The organism is Shewanella psychrophila (assembly GCF_002005305.1).
Lineage (GTDB): Bacteria > Pseudomonadota > Gammaproteobacteria > Enterobacterales > Shewanellaceae > Shewanella > Shewanella psychrophila.
In genome coordinates, this window is record NZ_CP014782.1 from 3,707,990 (window position 1) to 3,720,332 (window position 12,343).

Below are 12,343 nucleotides of genomic sequence, written 5' to 3' on the forward strand. Positions count from 1 at the left end.
ACATTAATCATATTATTTGAACTGTCTATCTAAAAACCAATAAGATAAAAAATAGACCAGTCGGCTAGTGTTTATTGAAAAAAATCCCCGCGCACCTTAGCCAGACACGCGGGAGTCTTAATTTATTCTTTTACTAACTAAGCCTTCGATATTGGCTGCAGAACCGACTTAGTTGTTTCTATCGCCCTATCTAGGGCATCTGGGCTATGGCCTAGCTTGTTCATTAAACTGGCACCTAACCACATGTGATACAACATTTCGGCTGTTGATTGTGGATCTCGCTCCGCAATGGAGCCATCTTCGACACCCGCAGTAATACAAGCAGTCAGGCGCTGAATCACACCGGCAGAGCCTTTGAGTAACGCCAAGCGCATGGCCTCTGAAAGATCGGCCACTTCCGCACTGAGTTTGACCACCAGGCACTTCTGATCGATACAGCCTTGGGTCTGTGCAGTCAGCCATCTCTGCCAGTACGTCATCAAGCGGTCATAACCGTTCAGGCTAGTATTACCAAACAAGGTATCTAGATCAGACTTATAACCTTCGAAGTATCCCTGAATAAGCGCTTCACCAAATTGCTCTTTCGATTTGAAATAGTGATAAAAGGAGCCCTTAGGCACTTCTGCCGCTTGCAGCAATTGCGAGAGTCCCACACAGGAAAAACCCTTGGCAACGATCAGCTTGTAGCCAACGTCGAGAATATGCTGACGAGTGGATTGTGTTGGAGATTCTGTTTTCATGGGAAACGAGTCTACGGCAAACTAGACCAGTCGTCTAGTAATTCTTTTTTGTCCTAGCTAAGCTAGTGATCCGCTCACGTTTCGAAATAGTTTACTTGTTTAACTAATCCCAGATATTACAGCCGCAATATATTGGAGAATAAGGAAGAAAACGTTTAAGTCTAGTCCAAATTTATTCACTCATAATATTCACTAATATAAGTCTAATTTTACTCGTTAAATTTTAATAAATTGACTTTAATTGAGTTAATTATCTTTATTCATTCAAACATCAAAGGCGTTACATTTGTAATTAATAGATTAAAACTTAGGACAATAAGATATAAAACAGATAAGAACCGAAAAACAAATATAACTATTTATGACTGATTCAAATATTTACATTGTTTTTTAAATTATAATTTCAAACAAAAGCAAAACAAACTAATCTCCTCAACACTAGGTACATTAAGAGTTCCTTAACAACTTCTGCCAATGTTTTAAATCAAATGATGACTTTCTTGTTAATAACTTAAATTAACTAGACAAATAAAGTAATGACATTGTCATTTTTGCTTGTCAGTATCGACACATAAGCTATTCAAACAGTTGTTTAAAGATCTATTTTTACAGCTTGTTTTAATTTCGCTTATAAATGGGATATCGGCTAATGGGCCAAAGACGAAGTAGATTAACAGTGGAGATAAAAGTTATGAATCAGGAAATGTTTAAATCTTTTAATGACCAACTACAGCAAGTATTTGCCCCTTTTAACCAGTTCAACCAATTAGTCGCAGAAAACATCGAGCAGCTATCACGTCTTCAGCTTGAAAGCCTGAAGGCTTACAGCACCATAGGCAATGAGCAGGTCAAGAGCGCGACATCTATTACAGATGGACAGAGCCTGGCGACTCATGGGTCTAAGCAGCTTGAATTGATCACTAAGGTGAGCCAACAACTGATGGAAGATAGTCAGAAATTTAGCCAAGTTGGCCAAACTTTCAAGCAAGCTGCCGATCAGTTTGTCAATGAAAGCGTGAAAGCGGCTAAACCTGCAAAGTAATCGCGTGCGGCCTCAAGGGCCGCTTTTGCAGGTACCTTATTCAGGAAAATGCTCATGACTAATCAATCCCCATTTCACCATGTATTCGATCAACTCCTTAAAATGAACCAGCAATTTCTACAACCGCTGCAATCTCAATCACCGACTCAAAAAGCCCTGCTAGAAAATCAGACTCAGGATTGGGCCTCTCTGATGAAATCTTTCAGCAACCAGCCAATGACACACCTTGAGCAACAGATGCAGTGGTGGCAGCAACAGATGGAACTGTTTAATAGCTGTGTGACAGGAGCCTGCTCAGATCAGGATGCCGATGCTAAACCCGATCGACGCTTCAGTGACCCAGCATGGAGTGAGAATGCCTTTCACAATTACATTAAACAAAGTTACCTACTGGCCTGTAAAAATATAGAAGCGGCTGTTGCTTCTGCCGATGATCTTGACGACCCGACTCGACATAGAGTCGAATTTTTTACCCGCCAGTTTCTTAATGCCATGGCACCAACAAACTTCGTCACGACTAATCCTGAGATCCTCAAATTAACCTTAGACACTAATGGAGAGAATCTCATTAAGGGCTTTGAGCAACTGAGCAAAGATTTATCTCAGAGTGCCGATACCCTGAACATTAGAATGACAGATAAGAACGCATTCAGGTTAGGTGATAATATTGCAGCCACCCCGGGCAAGGTTGTATTTACCAACGAATTGTTCGAGCTGATCCAATATCAGCCAACCACCGAGTCAGTTTACAAGCGTCCGTTACTTATCGTCCCGCCATTCGTTAACAAGTACTACATCATGGATCTACGAGCATCACGTTCCTATATTCGTTGGTTGGTTGCCCAGGGCCACACTGTATTTTGTATGTCCTGGATAAATCCAAATGCCGAGATGGCTGCAACGGGTTATGAAAACTATGTGCTACAAGGCGTAATACCCGCACTGGATGCCATCGAAAAACAAACCGGCGAGCGTGAAGTTAACGGTATCGGCTATTGCATTGGTGGCACCTTGCTGACCACAACCATGGCTTACTTAGCAGCTAAACGGACTAAACAGAGAATTAAGTCTGCGACCTTGCTCACTACCATACTCGATTTCTCTCAACCCGGAGAGTTGGGCGTGTTTATCAATGACCAGATGATAAGTGCCATCGAAGCTCAGAATGAGAGTAAAGGCTATATGGACGGTCGCCAGATGGCTGTTTCCTTTAGCCTGCTAAGAGAAAATGCCCTGTACTGGAACTACTACATCACCAATTACCTTAAAGGTGAGAGCCCGATGGCTTTCGATTTACTCTTCTGGAATAGCGATAACACCAATATTACAGCGGCCTGCCATAACCAGATGTTGAGGCAGTTCTACCTCAATAATGAACTATGTGAAAAGGGTAAATTCAAGGTGGGAAATGTCGCCATAGATCTGAAAAAGGTCAATGCCCCCGTGTATTTCATGTCGGCTATCGAAGATCATATCGCATTATGGCAAGGCACTTATCAAGGCAATCACCTGCTCGGTGGCGATAGCACCTTCGTTCTGGGTGAGAGTGGCCATATTGCCGGCCCGATGAATCACCCTGATGCTAACAAATACGGTTTCTGGACCAATGAAGACACCAAGCTTGATGCCCGAGATTGGCTAAGTACCGCCGACAAAAATGACGGTTCTTGGTGGCCCCACTGGCAAACCTGGGCCGATGCACGCAACTTCGGTGAGCGTATCGCGCCACGCACTCTGGAAGGCGAATTGGACGCGCCTGGCACCTATGTCAGGCAAGGTATTGCAGACGTCATAAAGACAGCGAAAGAGGAGGCATCAGTTGAAGATTAAAATCGGCGATAGCGAGAGTATTAAAAAAACACTTTCAGCAGAACATGTGGCCACCTTTGCCGCCTTGGTTGAGGACTATAATCCTGTGCATCTCGATGCAGAATATGCGGCGACGACTCAATTTGGCAGACCCATAGTCCATGGAAAGCTAGCATCAAGCCTGATATCTGGCTTGTTAGCCAGTAAACTTCCCGGTGCCGGATGCATCTACTTAGGCCAAACATTGAAATTCACTAAGCCAATATTTGTCGGTGAATCTGTGACAGCCAGAGTGACTGTGACCCACATCCGTGAAGATAAGCCCATAGTGACCCTACTCACCGAGGTCTTTAACCAGCAAATGGAGTTAACCATCACAGGTGAAGCTACTGTGAGGCTAGCTCAAGCTGTTTAATACATAAGACATGTGAATAGCAGTCTCAATTATTGCTATTCACTCTCTCCTTTTAATATCCCACTACTTGAGCGCCGTAAACCTTCTTTAAGCCTAGTCAATAATCTTTAATTCTACGTTTACCTGCTACACTCATTCTAAGAGTTAAAATATTGATTAACAGCTAAAACTATAGCTAGTAACTAAACAAAAGGATTTGTTTATGGCCATTGCCTGTGTCGCAACCAGAGCTAACAAAGGAGTCGATGCCCCTCCCGTTACCGTCGAAGTTCATCTCAGCAATGGATTGCCCGCGTTTAATCTCGTAGGCCTGCCGGAGACTTCGGTCAAGGAAGCGAAAGAGCGCGTTCGCAGCGCTATTATCAATGCTGGGTTTGAGTTCCCCATGCGCCGCATCACAGTGAATCTAGCCCCAGCCGATCTCCCCAAACAGGGTGGACGCTACGATCTCCCCATCGCTATAGGTATTCTGGCTGCATCGGAACAAGTCCCAAAAAATGCACTAAAAGAACATGAATTTGTTGGCGAACTTGCGCTTTCAGGTCACATCAGACACTGCCAGGGACTATTGCCCGTCATAGTAGAAGCAAGGCAACAGAATACACCTTTAGTGATCCCACTGGATAATCGTGATGACGCTGAACTTGTGGGTTTCAATAAGGTCTATTTTGCTTCGCATTTACAGGGATTGAGCGAATACCTCCATGGGCAATCACAGCTGCCTGGTATCGAACCAAGCCTGGAGTGGATCGATACAAATCAAGTAGATACCGGGCTTTGCTTTAGTGACGTCATAGGACAATACCAGGCCAAGCTAGGCTTAGAAATTGCCGCTGCTGGCAACCATAACGTAATGCTTCTTGGGCCTCCTGGAACAGGCAAGAGCATGCTTGCAAGTCGTTTGATGCAGCTACTGCCACCACTGAATTACGATGAGGCTCTAGAGGTCGCTACATTACACTCGGTAGCAGGCCAAGTTATCGAGCCTAAATCCTTTTACAAACGTCCCTTTCGTAATCCTCATCACACCAGCTCGGCGGTCTCTTTGGTTGGCGGCGGCAGTAATCCCAAGCCTGGTGAGATCTCATTAGCTCATCGCGGTGTACTATTTCTCGATGAAGTGGTCGAATTTCCGAGAAAAGTTCTCGATTGCCTGCGAGAGCCAATGGAGACTGGTGAAGTTGTTATCTCCCGCGCCGCAGCTAAGCTTAAATTCTCTAGTCGCTTTCAACTAATAGCGGCGATGAATCCGAGTCCATGTGGCGACATTGATAATGCCAGAGCAACGCCAGATCAGATACAAAAATACCTGTCTCGTTTATCAGGCCCCTTCTTAGACAGGTTCGATCTCACCATAGAGGTCCCTCGCCTCCCGGCCGGCGCCTTGACCAAATCTGAGCCCTCCACAGAAACCAGTGAATCCATAGCACTGCGAGTTAGCATTGCAAGAGAGTTACAACTGGCACGTGCGGGCGTACTCAATAGTGATTTAACGGGTAAACAACTTAAGGAATTAGGTAACTTTAAACAGGCCGACCTGCTTTTTCTGGAACAGAGCGTCAACAAGTTAGGTTTATCGGTAAGAAGCTACCATCGCTTACAGAGAGTCGCACGCACCATTGCCGACTTGAATCAAAGTCATGCCGTCGAACGCAAACACATAGCTCAAGCCTTGGGCTACAGAGCCATGGATCGACTGTTAAACAGCTTAAAGACGCAATACTAACCTCGACCAAACTTCGAAGATACTTTCATTTATAGCTATAAGTTATTGTGAAAATTTATGCTATCTGCCACATCGAGATTGAGCAAATGGTCTACTGAGAGTAATATAAGTCTCCAATTTTGTCGGGGGATGTTAAGTGGGTAGAGTTTTGTCATTAATCAGAGGCAGTCTGGCATTCGTGTGCTGGCTAGTGAATACTATTTTTTGGGTACTTCCCATTATCATTTTTAGCCCGATTAAACTCATACCGATCCCGGCAGTCAGAACCGCTTGCTCTAGCTTATTAGACAGTTGTGCCACCAGCTGGATCACAATTAACGGTGTTATAGAACGTATCTTTCACCCGGTAAAAGTACATATTCACAGTAATGCAGAACTCTCACCTAAGGAATGGTACATGGTTATCGCCAATCACCAATCTTGGGTCGATATCGTCATTTTGCAGCGAGTACTGAACCGTAAAATCCCTTTCTTGAAGTTTTTCCTCAAGAAGGAGCTGATCTTTGTACCATTTTTGGGGTTAGCCTGGTGGGCACTGGATTTTCCTTTCATGCGCCGTTACAGCACGGCTCAGCTTAGGAAGAATCCTAAGCTGAGAGGAAAAGATATCGAGATCACCCGTAAGGCCTGCGCAAAGTTTAAGTCAAAACCTGTCAGCGTGATGAATTTTGTCGAAGGTACGCGCTTTAAAGCCGACAAGCATAGACAACAAAATTCACAGTTTAAGCACCTGCTCAAACCTAAAGCCGGCGGCCTGGCATTTGCCCTCTCAGCTATGGGGGAGCATATTCACAAGCTGGTGGATGTCTCCATCTATTACCCAGAAAAAGTACCTAGTTACTGGGATTACATCAGTGGACAAGTAAAAGAAGTGCATGTGCATATCAATGTGTCAGAGATCCCTGCGGCGATGCGCGGTGACTATATGAAAGACCGTGAGTTTAAAATTGCTTTCCAGGAGCAGCTAAACCAACTTTGGCTAAAGAAAGATCAGACCCTTGAGCTACTTGCCCAAGAAAAAACCGTAAACCAAAAGGTGTGACCCCAAGATGTTAAATTTTTTACCTGGTTCAGTGCTCTATTTTATGAGCTCACTCCTATTAATGATCAATACAACCCTATGGGCAGGATTGATCAGTCTTGGTGGGATCGTTAAGTTACTGGTGCCTTTTACTGCGGGACGCAACTTACTCACTAAGATCATGAATCGCTTTATGTGGGCCTGGGCCACTTGCAACGGCGGCATTCTCTATTTGCTTGCCGACATAGAGTGGGACATAGAAGGGCTGGATAATCTGGATGAAAATGCCTGGTATCTACTCATCAGTAATCATCTCAGTGGCTTCGATATCGCAGCGCAAACTTATGTACTGCGAAATCACATCCCTATGCTTAAGTTTTTCCTGAAAAGAGAGTTAATGTATATCCCCTTTTTAGGACTAGGCTGTTGGGCTCTCGACATGCCATTTATGAGCCGAACCAGCCCAGCAAAATTAAAGAAGAATCCCAAGCTTAAAGGCAAAGATCTTATCTCTACCAGACGTGCCTGTGAGAAATTTAAGACCATGCCCACCTCTATCATCAACTATGTCGAAGGTAGCCGATTCACCAAAGAGAAGCATAGACGTCAAGACTCTCCTTACCGATACCTGTTACGCCCCAAGGCTGGCGGTATTGCGTTTACCCTATCGGCCATGGGCGAGCAGTTTACCAACTTACTTAACGTCACTGTGGTCTATCCAGAGGCAAAAGACGATCCTCTGTCGGATGTCATGCATGGTAAAATCAAGAAGATCGTCGTGAGAGTTCAGGTACTTCCGGTTCCTGAAGTAGATAACAAACGCTACTTTTCTGAACCTCAATGCCGAGTCGATTTCCAGCGTTGGTTAAATCAAATCTGGGAAGAAAAAGATGAGCAGATTCACCAGCTAATGATTAAACACGGTGCAGTAGAGGCTGACTCAAGTAACAAATAACCCTAATAAATGGAAGTGGCTCCTGCCGCTTCCATTTAATTTATACCACTTTCCCGCCTGCTATTACCTCTGCTTAAAATACAAACAAATTAATCAGCTAATTAATTCTTAACTGGATTTGTTACTAAAAAGTTAATACCTTATATTACTGTCTGCTGAATGTCTCAACTAGGCAAAAATATAAGAAGAAGAATAATGAATATACTAAATTTATCAGGGAAGAATTTGTCACACTGGCTTAAAAGTATTTTAGTCAGTGTGACCGTACTGCTCACAGGATGTAGCTGCTTATCTACACCCGTTTCAAAACCTTCCCAGACCCTTCATGTAAGTGTGTCTGAACTAAGTCAATATTGGATAGTTAAAGATGGCGTACTGGACTGGTCGATGTTATTCCAAGATCAAATAATTACAGGTGACTTCACCGCTAAATTCACGATCAACTCACAGGGAGAAATACAGCTTATGGATCTCATGCAGATTTCAGCCAGTTTCAAAGCCGACGAGCTTCAACTCGAAATCTTTTCCCGTCAGAGTTTTATCGCAACCAAGGACAACTATTCAAGCCAGGCTGTGTCAGTCACCGCACGAGTCATGCTGAACTAATACCTATCGGGATAAAGGTGGGCACAAAAAAGCGCTGTAAAGCGCCTTTTCAATCTTGTAGATTTGTCAGTGATTAAGTTTTTAAGTCACTCGGTTTACCAACTGCATCCAACCTTTGGGGCCTTCAATCTTACCCTTCTGAATGTCGGTCAATGCTTGATATATACGACGAGTATTTGCACCAACCTGGCCATCACCCACAGTAACGACACGGTTATCTTCGAAGATGTAAGAGCCAACTGGTGATACAACAGCGGCGGTACCAAAACCACCAGCCTCAATGATCTCGCCGGATTCGATATCTGCAATAAACTGATCCAGCATCACAGTCTCTTGGCGAACTTCACAGCCCAGTAGGTCACCGAGCTCAAGAATAGACTCAGAGGTGATCGACTTGAGAATCGTATCGGTAAACGTAGGAATAATCACAGTGCCAGCTTTCAGCACGTGAAAGTGATTCATCGCGCCCACTTCTTCAATCTGCTTGTTGCTGGCATCTAAATACAAGACCTGAGCCGCACCATATTCGGCAGCAGCCTTGCCCGCTTTCAATGAGGCAGCATAGTTACCCGCAGCTTTCGATGCTCCGGTACCACCTGAAACAGCCCTGTGAAAACGTTCGCTGATCAATAAACGAATCGCCTTATCGAACCCATCTGAATAATAAGGACCACTTGGGCTCAGGATCACACAGAATGTGTACTCTTCACTCGGGCTCACCGACAATCTATCTTCAGTTGCAAAGATAAACGGACGAATATAGAGACAGGCATCTTCCTGCATCGGGAACCAGAGCCTATCAACATCGATAAGCGCGTTAATGCCGGCCAACTGCAACTCTTCAGGCATAGCCGGTATACAAAGAATATCGGCAGAACGATTGAGACGCTCGGCATTTTTATTCAGACGAAAGGTATAGATCTCGTCGTCATCGTGTCTGAATGCTTTAGCACCTTCAAACACAGATTGGCCGTAGTGCAGGGCGATGGCACCAGGTGCTACTTGGAAAGGCCCGTAAGGCACAACTCTTGGGTCTCGCCACTCCCCGTCGCGATAATCCATTAAAAACATGTGATCGGTTCTGAGATTTCCGAAGCCCACATTTTCTTTAGGCTCGAACTGTTCAGTACGGCGCTCAGACGCAGATTTTAAATTATAGTTTATTTGCATTGCATACCACCTTGATTACTGAATAAGCAGCCTATGGATGAGAGGCAGTAAAGTCAAGCAGAATGGGGCTTACCTTTAAAATCTACATGCATCAAATATGTAAACTTAAAACGCCCATGAATCACTTAGGCAGCTTATAACCTTTTAGAGAATCAAATGGGCGAACATCATCAGTATTAATTAAGGTAAAAGTCTCTTGATGTATGTGACGTCTCAACACAATATCAACGAGTGTCGTCTGATCTGGCTTAATTAACAGGCCCACCTGATTGGATTCGCAGTGATATTCGGCAGTTTGATAATAGCTGAAACCCTTATCTGGCCGAGGAACAATTTTAAAACCAATTTTCCCCTCGGACACAGACAGTAGCTTATTGGTATCCAGATAAAGCGTAATACAATTGCCATTTTGACTATTCTTTTGCTTATCCAGCATAAAGCCCTTTGGTAACTGTCCTGGACTAAAGTCTGGACCACTGAGTAGGTATAGATCAAAATCGGTCACCTTATGGCCAAGTTCATCGGTAACCCGCACTACTAATATGCTGTGGCGCTGCTTTTTCTTTACCTTGTCCGTACGCAGTACCATAGCCTTAGATACTGCAGCATATTGACTGCTATTTCCAACAGATAAACACTCGAGTATCGAAGAGACCGCCCTCTTCTTACTGGCATTTTTTCGTGTCACCGATGCCATAATCCCCATGATATTTTGGCTATGACTGGCTCTTGAGATTATCTCGAAAGCACACTTCTGGACAGGTACTTTATGCTCGGCCAGAGTCAGCCTACTCACGCAATCACCTTCGACCCCCATACAAGTTAGCTCGATCTCTTGCGTTAAGTTTATATAAGTGAAGTTCATATTCGCCGCGGCACTTCTCACCACACCATCAGAGCCTGGCTCAGCCGTATAGCTATTCATATAGTCATACAAGCTAGGGTCTATAGCCTCACCAGTGAGCACAAAGGGGAAAATGCCAGCTTCACTAAAACCATGTCTTAGCCAGTTAAGATTCAATGCATGTTGGCCATCACTGCCTAACTCAAGCCAATCGAGCACTCTCTTACCCGGCTCAACACCGTCAAACCAGGCCTTGAGTCTACTGACTCTGGATTTACCAATCTGAGCTAATGCCGAGCCGTGATTAGCTGGAGCCAACATGATCAAGTGATTAAGCGGAACATTGATCAAGCTATTTCCGTAATAGCGTTCAAGCCAAGTACGGATCACAGGTCCACCTGTAGAATGTGTGATCACAGAGAACTTATCATCACCCAGCTCTATAAGACGCGCCGCTTCGAAGGCAATTGAAATATCTTCTAACGTCACCTCATCGTTGAAACTGATATAGCGACCAAGATGAATATGTTGGATATCTAGCTTAAGTTCAGGCCTTGCTAGCTTAGCTAAGGCTTGGGGCAATTCACCATAGGTATCAGTGCTAGTCACACTCCAACCATGAACAAAAACCAGCTTCATCACAACCTCAATTAAGTTTATATTTCAGATAGTTAATATATCAATCTTGGGAGTAAAAACAAGCTGATATATTTTCCTTTGAGCTTTATAAAAAGTACAGATTTCCCACAAGCCACACGGGAACACCAAGCTAGCTAATACTAATTTAATGTTCAGTTAAGGTTCAGCCCAGTTCACTTACTATGCCCCCACAACAAGACCCGTACCCACAATAAGAGCACTTTTATGAACAACAAGATGAATAAAAAAACCTTAGTTTTAGCGGCTGTGATCACATCCGCATTTGCAATGCCTTCTATGGCCGCCGATTGGTTTGTTGGTGGTGTTGGTGCACAACAAAATGGTTATAAACAGGAACTCACTCCTTCACTTGGACCAACTTTAAACTGACTTGATGAATACTTAATCACAATTTATTTACGCTTCTCATTATTCATTTTAAAACATGAAAATTATTATAAACAACACATTTTAGATTAAATATTCTAAAATCAAATCCATACAAAAATATAATTAAGGAACAAGCCCTTATACTTGTTCATTATTAACTCAACCCTCTTATTCCATTCAGTTAATGTTCAGACTAACCAAACTAGTATGCGCCCGTCGAAAATCGAAACATATTAATGTCTGAGTGAGAGTAATTTATGAAAACCCAATCTTTAGTATTAGCAGCAGCAATCGCAACAATTATGTCAGCCCCAACGATAGCAACCGAATGGTTTGTCGGTGGCGCGTATGGCGTACAGGAAGATAAGTCTACAAAAAACGTTCAAGTAGAATCGACTAAGCCGGAAAAGCCAGCCAGTAGCACTACGCAATATAGTTATGACAAAGATAGATTATACCAGCTACGCGGTGGTGCATATCTCAACGATAACAATCGAGTCTATGGTACCTATTCTTACTATTCTGACTACAGCTCAAGACAGCAAAGTTTCTTAGTTTCTTATGATTATTTAATAGGCTTAAATGCTAGCAAAAGCCTAAACTGGTTTGTTGGTGCAACAGCAGGTGTTAACCACTTTAGTCCAAAAACAGATGAGCTGAACGCTAAGAATCACTTCACATGGGGCGGTCAAACAGGTCTTATGTATAAGATCACCAATAACATAAGCACTGAGATCGGCTACCGTTACCTTAAGCAAGAACAAAATTTGTCTACAAACAAAAACGAACCAACATATAACTTAGACAATAGCCAGCAAGTCTATCTTGCCGTCGACTACCGTTTCTAACTCTGAAAGCACATTGTTAAAGCCCCTTATGGGGCTTTTTTCGTTTATCAATAATCCAAAAAATCAATGTGATATAAAGTTTAATTAAAGTTCTTAATAAAAAGAAAAATATTCAAAACAAAAATGCATAACGACACT

12 protein-coding genes are annotated in these 12,343 nt (G+C 43.4%); 9 read left to right on the forward strand and 3 right to left on the reverse strand.

Annotated features, from left to right (window positions below; translation table 11 throughout):
- Positions 1 to 137 precede the first annotated feature (137 nt).
- Entirely contained in the window at positions 138 to 740 is a 603-nt protein-coding gene (locus sps_RS15890; RefSeq protein ID WP_077753416.1) for a TetR/AcrR family transcriptional regulator, read from the reverse strand.
- Positions 741 to 1,431: 691 nt separating this feature from the next.
- Between sps_RS15890 and sps_RS15895 the strand changes: the two genes are divergently transcribed.
- The 7 genes from sps_RS15895 (at position 1,432) to sps_RS15925 (ending at position 8,314) form a co-directional block, all read left to right on the forward strand.
- A complete protein-coding gene (locus sps_RS15895) occupies positions 1,432 to 1,782 on the forward strand; it encodes a phasin family protein (RefSeq protein ID WP_077753417.1) in 351 nt (116 codons plus the stop codon).
- A 54-nt stretch (positions 1,783 to 1,836) separates the two neighbouring features.
- Positions 1,837 to 3,612 (forward strand): class I poly(R)-hydroxyalkanoic acid synthase, encoded by a 1,776-nt coding sequence (phaC, locus tag sps_RS15900; protein WP_077753418.1) that lies wholly within the window; start codon positions 1,837 to 1,839, stop codon positions 3,610 to 3,612.
- The gene (locus sps_RS15905; RefSeq protein ID WP_077753419.1) at positions 3,602 to 4,006 is read left to right on the forward strand and encodes a MaoC family dehydratase; all 405 of its coding nucleotides are present in this window, start codon (positions 3,602 to 3,604) and stop codon (positions 4,004 to 4,006) included. Before phaC ends, sps_RS15905 begins: the two co-directional genes overlap by 11 nt.
- Positions 4,007 to 4,208: 202 nt before the next feature.
- The gene (locus tag sps_RS15910) at positions 4,209 to 5,732 is read left to right on the forward strand and encodes a YifB family Mg chelatase-like AAA ATPase (RefSeq protein WP_077753420.1); all 1,524 of its coding nucleotides are present in this window, start codon (positions 4,209 to 4,211) and stop codon (positions 5,730 to 5,732) included.
- 136 nt (positions 5,733 to 5,868) lie between these two features.
- On the forward strand, positions 5,869 to 6,774 hold the full coding sequence (locus sps_RS15915; RefSeq protein ID WP_077753421.1) for an acyltransferase: 906 nt from the start codon (positions 5,869 to 5,871) through the stop codon (positions 6,772 to 6,774).
- A 7-nt stretch (positions 6,775 to 6,781) separates the two neighbouring features.
- Positions 6,782 to 7,708 (forward strand): acyltransferase, encoded by a 927-nt coding sequence (locus tag sps_RS15920; RefSeq protein ID WP_077753422.1) that lies wholly within the window; start codon positions 6,782 to 6,784, stop codon positions 7,706 to 7,708.
- 195 nt (positions 7,709 to 7,903) lie between these two features.
- The gene (locus tag sps_RS15925; protein ID WP_077753423.1) at positions 7,904 to 8,314 is read left to right on the forward strand and encodes a hypothetical protein; all 411 of its coding nucleotides are present in this window, start codon (positions 7,904 to 7,906) and stop codon (positions 8,312 to 8,314) included.
- An 81-nt stretch (positions 8,315 to 8,395) separates the two neighbouring features.
- On the opposite strand, the gene sps_RS15930 is transcribed toward sps_RS15925, so the two are convergent.
- Positions 8,396 to 9,484 carry a branched-chain amino acid aminotransferase gene (locus sps_RS15930; RefSeq protein WP_077753424.1) on the reverse strand — a complete coding sequence of 363 codons (1,089 nt, stop codon included), beginning with the start codon at positions 9,482 to 9,484 and terminating at the stop codon, positions 8,396 to 8,398.
- A 121-nt stretch (positions 9,485 to 9,605) separates the two neighbouring features.
- A complete protein-coding gene (locus tag sps_RS15935) occupies positions 9,606 to 10,967 on the reverse strand; it encodes an esterase/lipase family protein (RefSeq protein WP_077753425.1) in 1,362 nt (453 codons plus the stop codon).
- A 225-nt stretch (positions 10,968 to 11,192) separates the two neighbouring features.
- Here sps_RS15935 and sps_RS28215 point away from each other — a divergent pair, with 225 nt between their 5' ends.
- On the forward strand, positions 11,193 to 11,357 hold the full coding sequence (locus sps_RS28215) for a hypothetical protein (protein WP_179948378.1): 165 nt from the start codon (positions 11,193 to 11,195) through the stop codon (positions 11,355 to 11,357).
- Positions 11,358 to 11,614: 257 nt separating this feature from the next.
- Positions 11,615 to 12,205 carry an outer membrane beta-barrel protein gene (locus sps_RS15940; RefSeq protein ID WP_077753426.1) on the forward strand — a complete coding sequence of 197 codons (591 nt, stop codon included), beginning with the start codon at positions 11,615 to 11,617 and terminating at the stop codon, positions 12,203 to 12,205.
- Positions 12,206 to 12,343: the final 138 nt, after the last annotated feature.